This window comes from Paenibacillus sp. sgz302148 (genome assembly GCF_056120465.1).
In genome coordinates this window covers 14,941-34,730 of the sequence record NZ_JBVYOJ010000006.1, presented here as the reverse complement: position 1 = coordinate 34,730, position 19,790 = coordinate 14,941, and the positions used below count along the sequence as shown (strand labels likewise).

Sequence of the window (19,790 nt, the reverse complement as noted above, 5' to 3'; positions counted from 1 at the left end):
CCTAAGATATAATCATGGAGGTGGGGCAAGATGCTGTGGGTCGTCATCGCTCTGCTTATTTTTTTGTTCCAAATTGCGACCATCCTCATCCTCGAATTTCGCCATCCGGCCAAATCGATCGCTTGGTTATTCATTATGTTCGTATTCCCGGCTATCGGTTTCGTCATGTATTATTTTTTGGCCAAAGAGTATAAGCACCGGCGCAAGGTTCGATATAAATGGAGCAAAGTTTCGGAAGAGACGCGGCTTCATATTTTTCGGCATTCCAAAATCGTGCACCGGGTAAGTGATCTGACGAATGCGGAGATGCATCATCAGGAGCGGTTGTTCAGCTTGCTGCAGAACATTCCGGATTCGCCGATTACGAGTTGCAATAAAACGACCGTGCTGACGAATGCGCCACAGACGTACGAAGCGATCCTGGCGGCAATCGACAAGGCGCAAAACCATATTCACCTCGAATATTATACGATCCGGTCGGACGAAATCGGCGAAGTTTTCAAAAGTGCGCTCATCCGCAAAGCGAGGGACGGCGTAAAGGTACGGCTTATTTATGACGGCGTCGGCAGCATGGAGCTGTCGAATCCATATTTGAAGGATCTGAAGGACGCGGGCGTCGAATGCCGCGGTTTTTTGCCGCCGTTTATCGCATTTTTCGACAAGCGGATCAATTATCGCAACCATCGCAAAATCGTCGTTGTCGACGGCCGGATCGGATTTCTAGGCGGCATTAATATCGGCGATGAGTATTTAGGCAAAAACCGAAAATTAGGCTATTGGCGGGATACGCATTTGCAGTTGGAAGGCGATTCGGTCTATTTCCTGCAATTTTTGTTCCTGAACGACTGGTCGCTTGTCAGCCGCCAGAAGCTGATCGGCGAGTCATATTTCCCGATTATGGATTGTCAGGGAGAAGAGCAAGCGCAAATTATCGCAAGCGGGCCGGATGGGCACTGGGACTCCATCCTGGACATGTTCTTTGCCTCGATATCGGTGGCCAAACGGCGGATTTACATCGCAACGCCGTACTTTATTCCCGATCCGAGCATTCTGATGTCGTTAAAAACGGCCGGACTGAGCGGCATCGATGTGCGAATCATTATTCCGGGCGTGCCGGATCATAAGCTCGTGCATTGGGCGTCGTTATCTTACGTTGAGGAACTGCTGCAGGCAGGTGTGAGGTTCTATCAATATCAAAAAGGTTTCATGCACGCGAAGGTGATGATCGTCGACGATTCGCTGGCCTCGATCGGAACGGCGAATATGGACATGCGCAGCTTCTTCAGCAACTTTGAGCTGAATGCGCTGTTGTTCGACCCGAAGACGATCGATCGAGTGGAGAGCGATTTTATGCGGGATATGGCGGACAGCAAGGAACTGACGCTATATGCCTTCGAGCGGAGGCCGCGCACGCAGAAGGCGCTTGAGGTCGTGGCGCGGCTGTTGTCTCCGCTGCTGTAGCGGTTAAGGAATATGACGAAGTACGCGATCGAGCGGCTGCGGAGGAATCTGGGCGAGCAAGTCGCCGGTCGCCGCGAGCCGTTGTTCGATATTAAGCAGGTGAAAATCGGTCGGCCGCGCGCCGGCCTTTACTTCTTCCCAGCGCAGCGGCGTCGAGACGGTCGCGAGCTTGCGGGCGCGCGGCGTATAGGGCGCGGACAACGTTTTACCTGCATAATGCTGCAAGTAGTCGAAATAAATCAGATCGCCGCGGTTCTTCTTCAGCCGCTCGATCGTAAACAGCTTGGGATGTTTCTCCACGAGGTAAATGCCCATGAAATGGCCGATTTTGCGCAGCTCGTCGAACGTGATGCCGTGCTCGATCGGTACGTAGATTTGCACGCCGGTTGCGCCGGACGTCTTGGGCACCGACTGGATGCCCAGCGATCGCAGCAGCTCGCCGACGATGTAGGCCGCTTCCATGATGCGCGGCTCCTCGTCCAGCGACGGATCGATATCGATGAGCCATTCGGACGGAAGCGGGTCGCCGATGTAATGAAACGAGGAGTGAAATTCCAGGCAGGCGAGATTGCCAAGCCAAATCAGCGTCGGCAGCGAATCCAGGTTAATGTAATTGATGCTTTCGTGAGCGGCGGTATGGACGAACGGCGGCTGCGGCTGCGGGCAGTTTTTCTGGTAGAACGATTTGTCCCCCGCGCCGTGCGGATAACGGATCGTCGTTAAATAACGGTTGCGGCAATACTTCAGCAAATAAGGGGACAACGCCGCAAGCTTCTCCAGATATTGAAGCTTCGTAATGCCTTGCTCCTGCCATAGCACTTTGTCCGGGTTCGTGATGACGATTTCGTGTCCTTCGATCATAACGGCCGTTTTGGCGGCGATAGCCATCGGAATTCTCCTTTCCGGTTACAATACTTCCGGGGGCAGCTTGACGATTTTCGGATGGCGGAGCACCCCGGCGGAAGTGACTTCAAGTCCGGTCACGACGCAAGAGAAGGGGCGGCTGAGCCAAATGATATGTTCCTTCTTGAGCTCATCCGGCAGCGCGGGGAAGGGCAACCGCTCCAGCGCATGGCTCGCGGCGTAGCGGTGGATCGATTGCTTGGTCCGGTCGTTTAAGCCTAGCGAAACTTTGCCGAAGAAAACGCCGTCCTGCGCCATGACGAGGCTTGCGACCCGGCCCTCGCGCATGTTGACGCCAACGATGCTGATCTCGAGGAGAAGCGCGGTTTTTTTCTTGAGCCAGTCCCGATGCTTCTTGCCTTCGCGGTACGGGCTCGACAGCCGTTTGCTGACGATGCCTTCCCACCCGTGCGCCTCTACCCATTGCCATAAGGCGTTTCCGTCCGGGAACATATCGGTGACGAACAGGGTTGGAGATTTCGTCGGGAAAATGGCCTTTAACCGGTCGAACCGCTCCTTGTAAGGACGCTCGCGCAAGTCTGTGTCGCCCTCGATCAGCAGGTCGAACAGAGCGTAGCAAATGACGCCTTGGCTGGATGTCGGCGTGCCGATGGAGCGCGACCGCTCGCGCTGCAGCACCTTCGAGAAGCTCGGCCGGTTCAGAGCGAGGTCGAAGTAGACGATTTCCCCGTCCAATAGAAAACGCCCCGGCCTCGGGGCGAGCTCGCGCACAACTTCCGGGTAAATCGTATCCTTGCGCAGCATATTGCGCGAGTAGAGCTCGACGGCGCCGTTGTCGAGTTTGGCCAATATACGGACGCCGTCCCATTTGAGCTGGTAGCCCCAATCGTCGCCGACGGGGATCGTTTCTTCGTGAACCGGTATCATCGGCTCTTGCGGAAGGCGCATATTACGATACCGTTTCCTTCGTCTTGGCCGTGCGCCGTTTCTTCGGAGCCGGCGTGCTGATCGTCACGCTTCCGGCAGCGGGTTCTTCCGCGACTGCGGCGTCTTTGCCCGGCGCTGCACCCGCCCCTGTACCGGCTTTGGGCGGGGTCGTATCAAGCACCGAAGGTTTGACCGCTTCGAGACTCGCCTGTAGCGCGGCCATCAGATCGATGACGTTCGTCACTTGTTTTTCCGGCACAACCTTGATTTCTTCGCCGGCTACTTTTTTCTGGATCAGGTCAATGACCCTCTCGCGGTATTCGTCCCGGTATTTCTCCGGCTCGAACGGAACGGACAGCTGCTCGATCAGCATTTTGGCCATCGTCAGCTCTTTGTCGTTGACGGCGATTTTTTCCGGCAGGTTCGGAACTTGGTCGATCGCCCGAATCTCGTCAGGGTAGAAGATCGTTTCCATCGCAATGCAATTGTCGATGACGCGAATGGCCGCGAGGCTGCCCTTGGAACGGATCGACACGTTCGCGATGCCGATTTTCCCCGACTGGCGCATCGCTTCGAGCAGCAGGTTGTACGCATTGGCTCCGGTCAAATCCGGAGAGAGAAAATACGTTTTCTGGAAATAGATCGGATCGATGTCCGATAAGTTTACGAAGTCGATAATTTTGATTTCTTTGCTTGCTTCGGCTCCGAGCGCATCCAGCTCATCCTTCTCGAACAAGACGAATTTGCCTTTTTCGTATTCGTAACCCTTCGTAATGCCTTCCCATTCCACATCCTGTTCGCAGGTCGTGCATCGGCGCACATAAGCGAGCGGCGTACCGCATTCGCGGTGAATGTAGCGCATCGAAATATCTTTGTCCTCGGTGGCGGAGAACATTTTGACCGGTACATGCACGAGGCCGAAGCTGATCGCGCCTTTCCATACGGTATGCATTTGAATAATAACCTCCTCTATGAAAGCCTGTCCCTATACGAGCAGTATTGCCAATTTTACATCATTTTAGTATATGCGCCTGGCTTGCCCGTTATGTGGGCTAGAAATGTTTGCATGAAATCAAGCCTGTCGGGGAATAGTCTAAATGTTTCAATGACTTTCGAATCCGGAAGGAGGTGGCGATTCGGATGATGATGGATCCGGAACCGAAAAAAGCGGAATGTCACGACGACAGTTGCGACGAAGGCCGCGAAAACAATTTTATGGATGTCGATCGCATGGTCAACGAAGGGCTGGGTGGCGGAACCGTGTCGATGCATAACGGGTTGATCGACGATTCTACAACCGATACGATGGGCGAAAACGACTCGTTGCTGTATTAACCGTTGTTCGGTTCTGCTTTGGCGGTACGGGATGAAAGGAGGGTTATGATGGATATTCAGCGGGCGAAACAAATTTTTAACGCCGAGGATATGATACCTGTTCATCTGGAGGGCAAATCGGTCTGGATCGAAAGTATCGACGAGGCGAACGCCATGGCCACGGTGCAAGTCGGCACCAATCCGATCAATACGAAAACCGTTTCGGTGACGCAGTTAGAGGAAGGGAAATAACGTTCGACAGGACGTTGCCGGGAGCAGGGAGTCCGCATTGGATTCGCCTGCTCTTATTTATGCATAATTAGATATATCAAATCGGAGCACTGATATACCAAATTAAAAATGGAAATAAATATTCCTTTTAATTTCCATATCGAATAAGTGTATAAATAATATATAGCTTTAATAAGCAAATATACTCTAAAATATGCAGTTATTTTACAAAAATATGACTTTTATTTAACATAAAATGTCTAAACGCTATCTTTTGTGTCGAAAATTAAGGGAAAATTTTTCTAGAAAAGGTATGTTCAAATTTTAGTTTTGTACAGTATAATAACTAAAAAAGCAGGCATCCGAAATTGGATATAATCAATTCAAGCGGTTGTTGTGCTTGTTCGAAAACGGAAGGTGGTGCTGGACGGCGAAGTGCTTATCATATGGCATATTTAATTTGAAACGAAACATTACGTAATTCCAAGTTATCCAAACGAACGAGGAGGGTATTCCATGAACAGTAGATTTAAAGCGCTTACAATGATCGTGATTGCCATTATTCTTGTTTTAAGCACAGCGCTCAGTGCCGGTGCGGCGGGCACTGCAACCGAACCGCCGAGCCCTTACAAAGCATTTGATATGAAGGGCGTAACGATTACCTTCTCGAAATGGTGGAACGAGGTTCCGGAGGAAGGCACGCAGGATCGCGAGAAATGGGATGCGAACAAACAGCGGATCGAGAAAAAATACAATGTGAAACTGGAATTCGTCAATGTCGGATATGGCGAAGAAGTGAAGAAGCTCGTGACCTCGTCCCTGGCAGGCAAGGCTTATGCGGACGTCATCCGCACGGAGCTATGGAATATGCCGCAGTTAGCGCAGCAAGGGCTAATCGCCGACTTGACGAAGTTCGATAACTTCAATGATGAGAAGCGCTGGTCCGCATGGGTAAGAAACGACGGCAAATGGGCGGGCAAGCAATACGGCGTATATCCGGCCACTTCGATCGCGCGTACGCTTTGGTACAACAAATCGATGATCGAACGTCTCAATATGCCGGATCCGTATGAGCTGTACAAAAAAGGCCAATGGAACTGGGACAATTTCAAAAAAATCGCCAAAGCGGCGACAAAAGATACGAACGGCGACGGCAAAACGGATATTTTCGGCCTTGCAGCCGCAGGGAATGAAATTACGAACTACATATTGGCAAGCAACGGCGCAGCAGCCGTAAAATTCAACAAACAAGGCAAACCGGGATATGGTCTTGATACTCCGGAGGCAATGAAAGCGCTTAATTTCATGTACGACATTTTCAATGTGGATAAAATCGCCACTGCAGACGATCGCACCAACAAATTCAAAAACGGCCAAGCGGCATTCGTATTGACCGACTTCTGGGATGTTGGAAATTTCGCGGAAATGGATGACGAATATGTGATGCTGTTCTTCCCGAAAGGCCCGGATGCCAAAGATTACGGCGTAAGCACACCGTTCGCGAACCTCGACTTTATTGCGGCCAAATCGGGCAAAGATCCTCAAAAAGTGTTCCAAATCTATAAAGACTGGTATTACAGAACGCTTGATCCGACTCCGGAACAGCGCGAGCAAAGAGCCAAAGACCGTCACGACGCCTTGCTCGCCGAATACGGAAGCGAAATTACCGCAGAAATTTATCCGGAAGTCACGAAACGCGGTCGCTATGAATATTCGTTCTCCTATGGGGTTGACGTGGGCAAAATAGGCGACGGCATCATTAAAGACAAGAAGAAGCCGGCAGCATTAGTCGCTGCGATCAAGCAAGAATCGGTATCCAACATCGTGAAAAACTTTTACGGCGAGAAGAAAAAATAATACCGGCGCGTTTAGGGCCGACAAGCGTTTCGCAGGTTCACTCGTCTCCTTGCGGGGGCGGGTGAACTCTATAAGCGCAGCTTGGGAAAACCGGATCAATCGGGTAGGCTGCAAACGGAGGGTGTTGTCGATTTGTCTCGTACAAAACTGGGGAAAAAAATCGTTTCGGTTGCGATGGCCATGGCTTTGGTTACGTCGGCCGGGTTCCCGGCGGGCGATTCGGAAATTCCGAAAGCACATGCGTCGGACAGCGGGCGAACGGACGACGGCGTTTTGGCCGAGGGAGCTTTCAAGTCGAGAAAAGACGGCTACGATCAATATTTGAAGCAATATGCCGGCACAGCCCAGCCGGACGAAAGTTACGTCATCCATGGAACCGATTATGCACGAATCGAGGGATCCGAGGTTCAAGTGGCGGACAATCTGGAGGGCACCGGGCGCAAGGCGCTGGTCACCGGCGAAACCGGCACGGTGGAATGGCAGGTTGAAATCGGAAGCGAAGGGTTATATAACTTGGGCGTCAGCTATTACCCCGTGAAGGGTAAAGGCACCGACATCGAGCGGGAGCTGTTGATCGACGGGAAGGCGCCGTTCGCGGAAGCGAAAAATTTAATATTCAAGCGGGTATGGGGAAATAAGTTTTCCGATATTCAAAGGGATCGGCTAGGTAACGACGTCCGGCCTTCGCAAACGGAAAGGCCGATGTGGATGGAGGGCGTGCTGCGCGATTCGTTCGGTTATTATGCGGAGCCGTACCGTTTTTATTTCTCAAAAGGGAAACATACCATCTCGTTCGTTTCGGTGAAGGAGCCGATGGCGATCGGGGAAATCCGATTGTTCCGGGAGAAACCACCTTCTCCATACGAGCAGGTGAAACGATATGATCAGGAACAGCGTGTGCCGGAAGTGAAGAACGTCGAGATTAAACTTCAAGGCGAGCAAGCCGCATATAAATCGAATTCAACCTTATATCCTACGATGGATTTGAGCGGACCGTCGGCGGAGCCGTACGAAACGGCAAAACGGCGGGTCAACACGATCGGCGGAGACAATATGTGGCGGCAGCCAGGGCAATGGATCGGCTGGGAGGTCGAAGCGCCGGAGGACGGACTGTACAAAATCGCGGTGAAATACAGGCAAAACATGGTTCGGGGAATTCCTTCGAGCCGCCGGCTTACGATTGACGGGAAGGTGCCGTTTCAAGAAGCGGAGCGGCTGGAATTCAATTATTCCGCCGATTGGCAAATTGACGAGCTGGGTAAAGACGGTGAGCCGTACTTGTTTCATTTGACCCAAGGAAAGCATGTCATTCGGCTCGAGACGACGCTGGGCAGGCTCTCGCCGAGTCTTCAGCAAATCGAATCCAGCGTGTTCGAATTAAACAAGATGTACCGCAAAATCTTGATGATTACGAGCGCAACACCTGACCCGTTTCGCGATTATCGTCTGGACAAACGGCTTCCGGATATGACCGGCGTATTCGCCAAGGAAAGCGAACGAATCGCCGGCGTAGCGGAACAGCTTGAACGAATCGCCGGCGAGAGAACGGACCGAAGCGCCGTGCTCCATTCGGTCGCCGACCATTTGCGCAGCCTTGCGGACCAGCCGGATACGATCGCCGGCAGGTTGAACGACTTCAAGGTCCATATCGGTTCGCTTGGCACATGGATGATGGGCGTAAGCGAGCAAGGGCTCGAAATCGATTATTTGCTTGTCGCTTCCAAGGAGACGGCTTTGCCGGAGGCGAACGCGTCCTGGTTCGAACGTCTCGCCTATCAAATCGGCGTATTTTTCAGTTCGTTTTTTGTCAAGAGCAGCGATTTGGGCGGATTGGAGGACGATCAGGACCAAGGCGGCCGTACCGTAACCGTCTGGGTGACGACGGGGCGCGACCAAGCGCAGGTGATCCGCAAGCTGATTGACGACCATTTTACGCCGGATACCGGCATCGAGGTCAAGCTGCAGCTCGTGCAATCTTCCGTGATGCTGCCGGCGACGCTGGCCGGCACGGGACCGGATGTGGCGCTGATGGTGTCCAGCTCCATTCCCGTCGATTACGCCTTGCGCAACGCGGTTCAGGATATCAGCAAGTTTTCGGATTTTGCCGATGTGAAGAAACGGTTTATGGACAGCGCTTTCGTGACGTATCAGTTTAACGGGGGCGTCTACGCGCTGCCGGAGGAACAGACGTTTCCGATGCTGTTCTACCGTAAGGACGTGCTGGAGGAGCTTCATCTGCCGGTACCGGAAACATGGGACGACGTGTACGCGATCATTCCGGAGCTGCAAAAAAACAATTTGCAGTTCGGCTTCCCGATCCTGTCGAACGGCGTGACGACGTCAGAGGCGATCAACGGCACGTACGCGATGATGCTGTTTCAGCACGGCGGGCAGCTGTACAAGGACGGCGGCAAACAGGTCGACATCGACTCCGAAACCGGCGTTGATGCGTTCGTCAAATGGACGGAATTTTTCTCCTTGTACAAAACGCCGCTCGAATACGATTTCAACAACCGGTTCCGGACGGGCGAAATGCCCCTTGGCATCGTGCCTTATACGAATTACAACGCGCTGACCGTATCCGCGCCGGAAATTAAAGGCCTGTGGGATTTCACGGCGGTTCCCGGCACCAAGCAGGCGGACGGAACGATTCGCCGTGAAGCTGCAGGAGGCGGTTCCGGAGCGATCATGCTGAAGCAAGCGCGCAATAAGGAAGATGCGTGGGCGTTCATGAAATGGTGGACGAGCGCGGCTACGCAAGCATCATACGGGCTGGAGCTGGAGGCGGTCATGGGACCCGCCGCAAGGTACCCGACGGCGAACCTCGAAGCGCTGGGACAGCTCCCTTGGTCGTCGGCCGACAGGCAGAAGCTGAAGGATCAGCAAAGATGGGTTGTCGGATTGCCGGAAATGCCTGGGGGTTACTTCACGGGAAGACATCTCGAAAACGCGTTCAAGCGGGCGGTCGTTCAAGGCGAGGCACCGAGAGAAGCGCTGGAACGCTACGTCGATATCATTAACAACGAAATCACGTTAAAGCGAAAGGAATTTCATCTTCCGTACTAGAGGGGCGGTGGTCTTATCTCAACGCAAACCGATACGAGGCCGGGCTGGAAAGCGTTATTGCCGGCGCGCAAAGCCAAATCGCAAACTTCCAAAGGCTTGCTGCTGAAGGAAGTGGCCCGGTACAAGCATTCGTATATATTAATGGCGCCGTACCTGCTTATTTTTTTCGTGTTTACCGTGCTGCCCGTTGCCGTTTCGTTTACGCTCGGCTTCACGTATTTCAATATGCTCGAGTTTCCGCAATGGGTCGGCTTCGATAATTACGCGCGGTTGTTTTTGCAGGACGACGTATTTCTGATTGCCGTCAAAAATACGCTGCTGTTCTCCTTCATCACCGGTCCGATCAGCTATATGCTAAGCTTCCTTGTTGCGTGGATCATCAACGAAATGCGGCCGAAGATAAGAGCCTTCGTGACGCTAGTCTTTTATGCGCCGTCGATTGCAGGGAATGCGCTCTTTATTTGGCTCATCCTGTTTTCTTCGGATTCTTACGGCTATTTGAATGCGTTCCTGCTCGATTGGGGCTTCATTCTGGATCCGATTCAATGGCTGAAGGATACGCGCTTTATTATGCCGATCATTATTGTCGTCCAGCTATGGCTCAGCCTCGGAACCGCCTTTCTTGCGTTTATCGCCGGTCTGCAGGGCATCGACCGCAGCTTGTACGAAGCGGCTTATGTCGACGGATTAAAAAACCGCTGGCAGGAGCTGTGGTTCATTACGCTGCCGACGATGCGGCCTCAGCTGCTTTTCGGCGCCGTCATCCAGATTACGGCTTCGTTCGGCGTCGCGGAAGTGGCGACTGCACTTGCCGGATTCCCAAGCACCGATTATGCGGCGCATACGATCGTGACGCATTTGATGGACTACGGTTCGATCCGTTATGAAATGGGATATGCGTGCGCGATCGCAACCGTGCTGACGGGAACGATGCTGACGGCCAATTTGCTGATCCAAAAACTGCTGAAGAAAGTAGGCGATTAGCGGGATGAAGCTAAGCCGGCTAGTGAGAATACGGGGAAAGCGGGTGAACCGTTCGTGGGCAGTAGACGTGCTCCTGTTTCTCATCTTGGGCGGAATGGGCGCTTTTATGGCCATCCCGCTCGTATTCGTCATCAATAACGCGTTCAAGCCGCTGGACGAAATTTTTATTTTCCCGCCACGCCTATTCGTTCAGCATCCGACGCTGGATAATTTCAGGAGCTTGTTTACGCTGATGGGCAATTCATGGGTTCCCTTCTCGAGATATTTGTTCAACTCGTTTTTTATCGCCCTTGCGGGCACGGCCGGGCATGTCCTGCTTGCTTCGGCAGCCGCTTACCCGCTGGCCAAGCACCGTTTTCCCGGCAATAAAGTCGTGTTCCGGCTCATTGTTCTGTCGCTGATGTTTGTCGGGCCGGCTACGATGTTCGCCAATTACATGATCATGTCCTGGCTCCATTTTCTCGATTCGTATTGGGCGGTGATCGTTCCGGCATTTGGGGCGTCGCTCGGTTTGTATTTGATGAAGCAGTTCATGGAGCAAATTCCGGACGCTTATTTGGAAGCGGCCAAAATGGACGGCGGCAGCGAATACTACATCTTTTGGAGAATCGTCATGCCGCTCGTCAAGCCGGCTTGGCTGACGCTAATCATTTTTTCGTTCCAAGGCTTGTGGGGATCGAGCGGGGGCAACTACATTTTCAGCGAAGAACTGAAAACGATGGACTACGCCTTCAGTCAAATCCAGGCGGGCGGCATCGTCCGTACCGGGCCGGTAGCGGCGGTCGGGCTGCTGATGATGTCGCTGCCGATCACCGTATTTCTCATTACGCAAAGCAACATCATTCAGACGATGTCCTCGTCGGGGATGAAGGAATGACGGAAGGGGGAGGCGGATTGTCTTGGTTCAAGCTCACACAATGGTTAACGGCGGCCGTTTTTTTGACCGTGATCCTCATGCCGTTCGGCGATCGGGCGTTTGCCGAAACGGAGGACGGGTATAACTATTCCTCGACCGATTTTCCCGTGCCCGCTCCGAACGCCTTCGTTGCGGTCAAGCAAGTATACGGGACCGATCTTGCGGTCGGCGAATTCGTCGATCCCCAGGATCTGTTCGTCGACGGCGCCGGGCGCATCTACGTGCTCGATATGGGGGGCAACCGGATCATATGCCTCGATCGGGAAGGCAAGCTGATCCAGGAAATCAAGGGCTTTCTAAACGGCGAGCAAGAGGAGGCGTTCAGCGAGCCGCAAGGCCTGTTCGTCGAGCCGAACGGGGACATTTACGTGGCGGACACGGGCAACGGGAGGATCGTCAAGCTGGCGCCTGACGGAAAACTGCTGCTGACGATCGGAGCGCCGAATTCGGAAACGCTGCGCGAAGATTTCGAATATAAGCCGGTCAAAGTCGTCGTCGACAAGGCGAAACGGATTTACGCCTTAAGCCAGGGAGCCTACGACGGCATTCTTGAATTCGACTCGTCGGGCAAGTTCAGAGGATTTATCGGGACGAACCGGGTGAAGGTCGATCCGATCACGCTGTTCTGGAAACGGATTTCGACGCAGGAGCAGAAGGATCAGATGTTCCAATTCGTGCCGCTGGAATTCAACAATATCGATATCGACGACAAAGGCTTCATCTACGCGACGACGCCGGAGCAAAAATCGACGACGCCGGTGCTCAAGCTGAATCCGTCCGGGGCGGACGTGCTCCGCAGAGAAGGCTACGTCGAACCGATCGGCGATTTAATTACGCTGCGCGACAAAGCGGTATCCTCGACGATCATCGACGTCGCCGCCGACCGGTACGACATGTACAGCATTCTGGACAGCCAGAGGGGAAGAATATTCACCTACGACTACGACGGCAATTTGCTGTACGTATTCGGCGGGTTCGGCAGCACGAACAACAAGCTCGGCAACCCGATTGCGATCGATTATTTGGACGATCAAATGGTTGTCTTGGACAAAGCGCTGAAGCGAGTGACGTTTTTCAAGCCGACGCCGTATGCGGAGAAAATCCGCGAAGCGACGATTTTGCGGTATTTGGGCAAATCGAAGGAAGCTACTGCCGTATGGAAGGACGTGCTGCACGGCAACTCCAATTTCGACATGGCATACACCGGAATCGGCAAATCGCTGTTCAAAGACAAGCAATACAAGGAAGCGATGCATTATTTCAAGCTCGGCAACGAGGTACAGCTTTATTCCGACGCGTTCAAAAAATACCGGCAGCAGCTGCTGTTCGATCATTTCGGCACGATTTGCCTCACGATTGCCGGGTGTGCCGTTATTTTCTACGTCGTTCGCCGCAAAATCAAGTCCGCGATGCCGGAGAAGACGAGCCATTACGAGGAAATCGGTTTGCTGAAATTTCCGTTTTACGTCATTTCGCATCCGTTCAAAGGGTTTTGGGAGCTGAAATACGAGAGCAAAGGGCGGCTTAAAATCGCGTTCGCGATTTTGCTTGCCGTGCTTCTTGCATCGATTTTGCAGGCGCAGCTCGGCGGTTATATCGTGAATCCGATGCCCGGACAATTTTACAATTTGCTGTCCGACGTCCAGTCTCTGCTCGCTCCGTTTATCCTTTGGTGCATCGCCAACTGGTCGCTCACGACCTTGATGGACGGCGAAGGCAAATTCAAGGAAATCGTCATGGCCACCGGTTACGCGATGCTGCCGCTTGCCGTCGTCTCCTTGCCGCTCGTCGCTTTCAGCAACGTGATCACGGTCGAGGAAGCGTCCTTCTATTATTTGCTCAAAACGGTGGCGCAAATTTGGTTCGTTTATTTATTGTTCGTCGGCATCATGACCGTTCATCAGTATACCCCTTTCAAAACGGTCGTCACGATGCTGCTGACGATCGTCATCATGGGCGTTATCGTTTTCCTCGGCCTCGTCTTTATTAATTTGATGAACGAAATCGTCTATTTTGCCAAGCTGATCTACAAGGAAATGAGCCTGAGGTGAGGAGGAGTTGCGGTGTTCAAGATTAGGATAGCGGTCGTCGCGATGCTGCTCACTCTCATTTTGGCGGCGGCGGCAGGATGCGGCGGACCGGCGCATATGCCGGTAGCGTCGGGCTTGATAGACGGGAAGGAACCTGTGGCGGAAGCCGGCAACGCAGCGGAAGCCGATATGGCGATTACGGATCCGGCGGAAGAAACGGCGGGCAGTATGAAAAAAGCGGCCGAGAGCAACGAGCTCGCGTTGTACGTGGACGAGGAGACAACCGAAATCGCCGTGCTGGACAAAACGTCGGGCATGCTGTGGCAGTCCAACCCGGCCGACAAGCAGAACGACAGCGTAGCCTCCGACAAAAACAAGGACCGGCTGTATTCGCAGCTCGTTCTTAATTATTACGACGACAAAGGCCAAAGCTTTTTTATGGATAACTATTCGTTCAGCGTCGGGGCCAAAGAGTTCAAGATCAATCCGATCAAGGGCGGAATCGAAATCGTTTATACGATGGGCAACAACAAGAAAGGTTCGGACAACATCCCGAAGGTCGTCGACAAAAAACGGTTCGAGGAAAAAATATTGAACAAGCTGAACGATTCGTTCCGCGACGCGACGCTGAAATATTACCATTACAACAAAGCCGACGATACGTACGTTCGCGAGCCGATGAACGAGCTCGGCGTCCGGTTTATGCTGAAGGTGCTCAAAAAAGTCGGATATACGGCCGAGGATTTGGCTATCGACAACAAAGGCCGTGAAGATAACGCCAACGGAGGCGACAAACCGAAATTCGAGATCACCGTCCAATATACGGTCAACCAAGACAAATTCGTCGTCAATATTCCGGCCGGGCGGATCAAGCAGTCGGGCAAATACAAGCTGTATCAACTCGACGTGCTTCCGATGTTCGGCGCAGCAGGGAAGGATAAGGAAGGATATTTGTTCATTCCTGACGGCTCCGGCGCGCTTGTTTATTTGAACCATGACAAAACCTATGCGCAGCCGGTCAAGCTGCAAATGTACGGCTACGACAAGACGCTGAAACTGGAAGATCGGCCGCAGCAGGGGGAGACGGCGCGTTTGCCGGTTTTCGGGATGAAGCAGAACGACCAGGCGTTCATCGCCATTATCGAAGAAGGCGACGCGCTCGCCAACGTTCAGGCGCAAACGAGCGGCATGACGGATTCGTACAATGCGGTTAGCAGCGGGTACACGCTGATGCAGAAAGGGAAAATCGACCTGCGGATGGGCGAAAAATCCCAATCGCTCGATACGTTCCAATCGAAGCTGTATGAGGGAGATATCCGGATCCGCTATCGGTTTCTGTCCGGTCAGGATGCCGATTATACCGGAATGGCCCGTTATTACAGAGATTATCTTGTCGACCGGTACAATTTAACGAAGCAGCCGACGGGTAAAGATATGCCGTTTATCGCCAACTTCATCGGCAGCATCGTCAGGCCGAAATCGTTTCTCGGCATTCCTTACGAATCCGTAACGCCGTTAACGTCCTATGACCAAGCGACTGAGCTGCTGGAAATGCTTCGCAAGGAGCAGATTGCCAACGTTAAATTGAAGGTTGAAGGATGGTTCAACGGCGATATTCGCCATGATACGCCCGACACGATTGAGCTGAACGGTTCGATGGGCGGCCGGAAGTCGTTCGATCGGCTTGTCGGTTACGCGAAGGAGCACGGCGTCTCCTTGTACCCCGACGTCTCCTTTTTGCGGCTCTATCACGGCAGCGGCGGCATGGCGGCGTATAATCTGGACCGGGATGTACAGAAAGATTATTTGATGGATCCGATTACGGAGAAGCGAGGCCAGTTTTCCCATTACGTGCTGTCTCCGCGCTACTTGCCGGGAATCGTCGATTCGTTTATCGGCGAAGCGGAAACGATCGGACTTCCGGGATTGTCGCTTCGCGACTTGGCCGACGAGATCAACTCGGATTTTGACCTGGACGATACGATCGACAGGCAAACCTCGCTGCAGCTCAGCCGGCAGACCATTCGGAAGCTGGATGACCGTCTCGGCCATCTCATGGCGGAAGGCGGTAATGCGTATGCGATTCCTTATGCGGAAGCGATGGTTGACGTGCCGCTTCAATCGAGCGGGTTCAATATCGTCGACGAAGACGTTCCGTTTTATGCGATGGCGTTTCACGGCTATGTCGATTTTGCGGGTAAACCGTTTAACTATTTGCAAAATTCGCAGCTGAACCGGGTGTATCTGCTCAAATCGCTGGAATCCGGCGCATTGCCCTACTATTCGTGGTTTTACGAGAGCAGCGAGCTGCTGAAATATACGAACTACACCGATTTATACGCTTCCGACTATCGGGACAGCTTTGACCATGCCGTCAAAACGTATAAGGAAATGAACGAATTCGAGAAAAAAATTAGAGGGCAAACGATCGCAAGCCATCGCAAGCTGGCCGACCGGGTGTACGAAACGGTGTTCGAAAACGGCGTATCGATCATTGTCAATTATAACGAAGCGCCGGCAACACTAGACGGAGGTATATCCGTCGACCCATTCGGCTACAAGGTAGGTGATCCGCGTTGAAGAAGCTGCTGACGGCAAGGCGTCTCGGACTCGGGCATAAGAGATCGCTGCTCGGCGTTGTTTTTGTCGCCCCGTGGCTGATCGGTTTTATCGTTTTGTTCCTCGTTCCGCTGTTTCAATCTTTGACTTACAGCTTTCAGTCGCTAAGAATCGAAGAAGGCGGATTTCAAAGCGAAAGCGCCGGTTTCGGCAATTACAAGGATTTGTTTTATACCGACCCGACATTTCGTAAGGATCTGCTTGATGCGATACAGCAAATGATCGTCAATGTGCCGATCATCGTCATATTCAGCTTGATCATCGCCGTTATTTTGAACCATAAATTCAGGGGGCGAATGTTCGTCAGGGCGGTGTTTTTTCTCCCGGTCATTCTCGGCACGACCGTTGTATCGCTGCAGGACAACTTTGCGGCTTACCTCGCTATGGGCGGCGACAATGCGGAGACTGCGGATGCGTCGGCTACGATGTTCCACTCCGGGTATTTGAAATTTTTGCTGATGCAAATGATTAATTTCGGCGGATCGACCAGCCTCGTCTTCATTAACTACATCGTTGGCGCCGTGGACCGGATTTACGAAATCGTCGCCATGTCCGGCGTGCAAATCCTGATTTTCCTCGCCGGCTTGCAGACGGTGTCGCCCCAGCTTTACGAGGCGGCCAAAATCGAAGGCGCCACGGGCTACGAAGCGTTCTGGAAAATTACGTTTCCGATGATGTCGCCGCTCATTTTGACCAATGTCGTTTATTCGATTATCGATTCGTTCGGCCGCAACAAAATATTGCTGCGCATGAACGACGCGATGTTCGTTCAGAACAATTTCGGGCAAAGCGCGGCCATGGCCTGGGTGTACTTCCTCACAATATCGCTGATTTTGGCTGTTGCCGTTGGGTTCATTTCAAGAAAAGTGTTCTACTACGAATAACGACGGGAAAGGGGGACTTGCCGCATGGAACAAGCCTATAGAAGAACGGCGAAAAACGTAAACGCCAAAATCGGAAGCCTAGTGCGCAACTATAACGCCGGGAAAAAAATGAAGTCGGCGGTATGGATTTTGTTCCGGACACTATTGTTGTTCGGGCTGTGCTTTATTATTTTGTATCCGCTGGCCGTGAAGGTGCTTGTCGCCCTGAAGCATAAGGACGATATTTTCGATCGGACGATATTTCTTATTCCGAAGCATTTTACGCTGGAAAATTTCAAGTTTGCCTGGCAGCAAATGCAATATGTGCACTCGTTTCTCGATTCGATCGTGATCACGGTGCCGACCTCGCTATTGCAAATGGCTTCCTGCGCGCTTGCGGCGTACGGCTTCACACGGCTTAAATTTTTCGGAAGCAACGTGTTGTTCGGGCTAGTCGTATTCAGCATTATCGTCCCGCCGCAAACAATTATGATTCCGAGTTATTTGAACTACCGTTTTTTTGATCTGTTCGGCCTGATGAAGCTGTTCACGGCAAGCGGCAGCGTTAATTTGCTGGAGTCGAATTGGCCTTTCTACATCTCTTCGATCACGGCGTCGGCGTTAAAAAACGGGCTGTATATTTATATTTTCAGGCAGTTTTTCAGGTCGATGCCGAAGGAGCTTGAGGAAGCCGGCTTCGTGGACGGGGCGGGCACGTTCCAAACGTTCCTGCGCATTATCGTTCCGAATACGATGCCTGCTTTTATGATCGTGTTTCTGTTCTCCTTCGTATGGCAATGGGGCGACACATATTATGTCAATCTGTACTATACGGTGCCGTTCGGCCTGGCCTCGCAATTGAAGGCGATGAGCGGAATCGGCTTTTGGGACCAGCTGGTGTACCGCGACATGCTGATGAACGGGGGCGTCGTGTTGTTTATCGCGCCAATCTTGCTTTTGTATTTGTTCGTGCAGCGGTATTTTGTCGAAAGCGTCGAAAGAAGCGGTTTGGTCGGATAAAGTTAGCCGGGATATCGTTGGCAGCATCACGTTGACAGGATAATGATATTAGCGAGAAAGGGATGAAACGATGGGACAGATGGAGCGGACGGAGCAGTTCGAGGAAACGGGGCAGACCGAGCAGACTGAACAGAAGGAACAGTTCGAGGAAACGGAGCAGACGAAACAGTACGAGGAAATGGAGCAGACGGTGCATTTGGAGCAGGGGCACGCGATGAACCGTCCCCGGCCTGTCAGGGCATTTCATTTGCGTTTCGGTTCCAGTGCGCTCGTGGAGCCGTTCAAACGATTTATCGAGCATGTGTTGGCGCCGAGAGGCGTGAACCATTTGATCATTGAATGCAATACCTCGTTTGCGTTTGAATCCCATCCGGAAATATCCGACGGAACGCTGACGAAGCGGGATGCGCGGGACATATCGGCGTTTTGCCGGAAGCTCGGCATTCGGGTCATTCCGCTGTTCCAATGCCTCGGCCACCAAGGCTGGGGCGGATCGCCGAACAGCATATTGAGGCGCCACCCCGAATTTGACGAAACGCCACACGTGCCGCTGGACGCGAAGTGGCCGGACTTTTTTTGCCGCAGCTGGTGCCCGTTGCACCCGGGCGTGAACGCGCTCGTCTTCGATCTAATGGACGACATCATCGACGCGTTCGAGGCCGATGCTTTCCACGTCGGGATGGACGAGGTATTCGCGCTGGCGGACGACCAGTGCCCGCGCTGCCAAGGGAAGCCGAGAGCCGAGCTGTTCGCCAAAGCGGTGAACGATTATTACGGGCACCTGAAGCAACGCAACGTCGATATGTTTATGTGGGGCGACCGGCTGAACGATAGCGCCAAAACCGGCTACAACGAATGGGAAGGGGACACATTTGGCACGCATGTTGCGATCGATGCCATTCCTCGGGACATTACGATCCTCGATTGGCATTACGAGAAGCTGGACGCCTATCCTTCGGTCGGCATTTTTCTGCGGAAAGGTTTTACCGTTTGGCCCTGCTGCTGGTTCAAAACGGAGGCGGCGCTTCATTTTCTTGCCGAAAGCAGGAGAATCGCCGAAGCGCTTGGCGCGGAGGAACGGATGCCGGGCATGGTCGTTACGTCGTGGAACCATTGGAGCCGGGAAGCGTTCGAAAGCTGTATAACGAATACGTCTGCGCCGGAGAAGGAAATCGACGAATTATACGTAACGTTGGACACGATCACAGGCATGTTAAGATCATGGGGAGAAGATGGTGGAGACTATGAGGATGTGCCTCTCATTTCGTAACGGTCGGATTTTGCGCCGCCGTATCTTATATTGCTAAACGCTCACATCCTCACGAAAGCGGCGCGGCGTCCAAAGCACCGAAGGAATGAAGCACCGACGCAGCGATGAAAGCAACACTTATCGATGGCAAGATGAAGCAGCGCCGCACGCAGGGGAATGTGCATACGGCGCTGCTTTTCTTATGTCGAAATCCCCTTCGCTCAGGTAATTTTATCGGTACCTTATTGTGGAAACGGAGTAGCTTTCCTTTCGTCGAATCTCCTTCGCTCAGGTAATTTTATCGGTACCTCATTGCGGATACTGGGTTGCTTCCTTTTCGTCGAAATCCCTTTCGCTCAGGTAAATTTGTCAGTGTCTCATTGCGGATA

Annotated in this window: 15 protein-coding genes; 12 read left to right on the top strand and 3 right to left on the bottom strand. The window is 52.7% G+C overall.

The genetic code is table 11. The features are described from left to right. Positions 1-30: 30 nt before the first annotated feature. Positions 31-1,461, top strand: coding sequence for a cardiolipin synthase (gene cls, locus AC0LWM_RS10450; RefSeq protein WP_474674874.1), 1,431 nt, complete (start codon positions 31-33; stop codon positions 1,459-1,461). 3 nt (positions 1,462-1,464) lie between these two features. Here the strand turns inward: cls and ligD are convergent, their stop codons facing one another. The 3 genes from ligD to ku are packed head-to-tail and all read right to left on the bottom strand — an operon-like array spanning position 1,465 to position 4,204. Further along, a complete protein-coding gene (gene ligD, locus AC0LWM_RS10445) occupies positions 1,465-2,349 on the bottom strand; it encodes a non-homologous end-joining DNA ligase (RefSeq protein WP_474674873.1) in 885 nt (294 codons plus the stop codon). Between the two features lie 18 nt (positions 2,350-2,367). Beyond that, complete coding sequence (locus AC0LWM_RS10440) at positions 2,368-3,273, bottom strand: ATP-dependent DNA ligase (RefSeq protein WP_474674872.1); 906 nt, start codon at positions 3,271-3,273, stop codon at positions 2,368-2,370. 1 nt (position 3,274) lies between these two features. Continuing rightward, positions 3,275-4,204, bottom strand: coding sequence for a non-homologous end joining protein Ku (ku, locus tag AC0LWM_RS10435; RefSeq protein WP_474674871.1), 930 nt, complete (start codon positions 4,202-4,204; stop codon positions 3,275-3,277). A 188-nt stretch (positions 4,205-4,392) separates the two neighbouring features. On the opposite strand from ku, the gene AC0LWM_RS10430 reads away from it, so the two are divergent. From AC0LWM_RS10430 to AC0LWM_RS10380, 11 genes are all read left to right on the top strand, one after another. Beyond that, positions 4,393-4,587: a hypothetical protein gene (locus AC0LWM_RS10430; protein ID WP_474674870.1), complete on the top strand. Its 195-nt coding sequence runs from the start codon at positions 4,393-4,395 to the stop codon at positions 4,585-4,587. 48 nt (positions 4,588-4,635) lie between these two features. Beyond that, positions 4,636-4,818: an H-type small acid-soluble spore protein gene (locus AC0LWM_RS10425; protein ID WP_474674869.1), complete on the top strand. Its 183-nt coding sequence runs from the start codon at positions 4,636-4,638 to the stop codon at positions 4,816-4,818. A 495-nt stretch (positions 4,819-5,313) separates the two neighbouring features. Further along, entirely contained in the window at positions 5,314-6,654 is a 1,341-nt protein-coding gene (locus AC0LWM_RS10420) for an ABC transporter substrate-binding protein (protein WP_474674868.1), read from the top strand. Positions 6,655-6,786: 132 nt separating this feature from the next. Beyond that, a complete protein-coding gene (locus AC0LWM_RS10415) occupies positions 6,787-9,720 on the top strand; it encodes an extracellular solute-binding protein (RefSeq protein WP_474674867.1) in 2,934 nt (977 codons plus the stop codon). A gap of 57 nt (positions 9,721-9,777) precedes the next feature. Further along, entirely contained in the window at positions 9,778-10,704 is a 927-nt protein-coding gene (locus AC0LWM_RS10410) for a carbohydrate ABC transporter permease (RefSeq protein ID WP_474674866.1), read from the top strand. A gap of 4 nt (positions 10,705-10,708) precedes the next feature. Next, positions 10,709-11,581, top strand: coding sequence for a carbohydrate ABC transporter permease (locus AC0LWM_RS10405; RefSeq protein ID WP_474674865.1), 873 nt, complete (start codon positions 10,709-10,711; stop codon positions 11,579-11,581). Then, entirely contained in the window at positions 11,578-13,671 is a 2,094-nt protein-coding gene (locus AC0LWM_RS10400; RefSeq protein WP_474674864.1) for a YIP1 family protein, read from the top strand. The genes AC0LWM_RS10405 and AC0LWM_RS10400 overlap by 4 nt, the downstream gene beginning before the upstream one ends. 12 nt (positions 13,672-13,683) lie before the next feature. After that, complete coding sequence (locus AC0LWM_RS10395) at positions 13,684-16,230, top strand: DUF5696 domain-containing protein (RefSeq protein WP_474674863.1); 2,547 nt, start codon at positions 13,684-13,686, stop codon at positions 16,228-16,230. Further along, positions 16,227-17,153: a carbohydrate ABC transporter permease gene (locus tag AC0LWM_RS10390; RefSeq protein ID WP_474674862.1), complete on the top strand. Its 927-nt coding sequence runs from the start codon at positions 16,227-16,229 to the stop codon at positions 17,151-17,153. The genes AC0LWM_RS10395 and AC0LWM_RS10390 overlap by 4 nt, the downstream gene beginning before the upstream one ends. 24 nt (positions 17,154-17,177) lie before the next feature. Next, positions 17,178-18,152, top strand: coding sequence for a carbohydrate ABC transporter permease (locus AC0LWM_RS10385; RefSeq protein ID WP_474674861.1), 975 nt, complete (start codon positions 17,178-17,180; stop codon positions 18,150-18,152). A 70-nt stretch (positions 18,153-18,222) separates the two neighbouring features. Then, positions 18,223-19,422 (top strand): family 20 glycosylhydrolase, encoded by a 1,200-nt coding sequence (locus AC0LWM_RS10380; protein WP_474674860.1) that lies wholly within the window; start codon positions 18,223-18,225, stop codon positions 19,420-19,422. Positions 19,423-19,790: the final 368 nt, after the last annotated feature.

Coding starts and splice junctions, on each gene's coding strand:
- AC0LWM_RS10420 (WP_474674868.1), top strand. CDS start 5,314: ATGAACAGTAGATTTAAAGCGCTTACAATGATCGTGATTGCCATTATT.
- AC0LWM_RS10380 (WP_474674860.1), top strand. CDS start 18,223: ATGGGACAGATGGAGCGGACGGAGCAGTTCGAGGAAACGGGGCAGACC.
- ku (WP_474674871.1), bottom strand. CDS start 4,204: ATGCATACCGTATGGAAAGGCGCGATCAGCTTCGGCCTCGTGCATGTA.
- AC0LWM_RS10425 (WP_474674869.1), top strand. CDS start 4,636: ATGGATATTCAGCGGGCGAAACAAATTTTTAACGCCGAGGATATGATA.
- AC0LWM_RS10440 (WP_474674872.1), bottom strand. CDS start 3,273: ATGCGCCTTCCGCAAGAGCCGATGATACCGGTTCACGAAGAAACGATC.
- AC0LWM_RS10405 (WP_474674865.1), top strand. CDS start 10,709: ATGAAGCTAAGCCGGCTAGTGAGAATACGGGGAAAGCGGGTGAACCGT.
- AC0LWM_RS10385 (WP_474674861.1), top strand. CDS start 17,178: ATGGAACAAGCCTATAGAAGAACGGCGAAAAACGTAAACGCCAAAATC.
- cls (WP_474674874.1), top strand. CDS start 31: ATGCTGTGGGTCGTCATCGCTCTGCTTATTTTTTTGTTCCAAATTGCG.
- AC0LWM_RS10430 (WP_474674870.1), top strand. CDS start 4,393: ATGATGATGGATCCGGAACCGAAAAAAGCGGAATGTCACGACGACAGT.
- AC0LWM_RS10400 (WP_474674864.1), top strand. CDS start 11,578: ATGACGGAAGGGGGAGGCGGATTGTCTTGGTTCAAGCTCACACAATGG.
- ligD (WP_474674873.1), bottom strand. CDS start 2,349: ATGGCTATCGCCGCCAAAACGGCCGTTATGATCGAAGGACACGAAATC.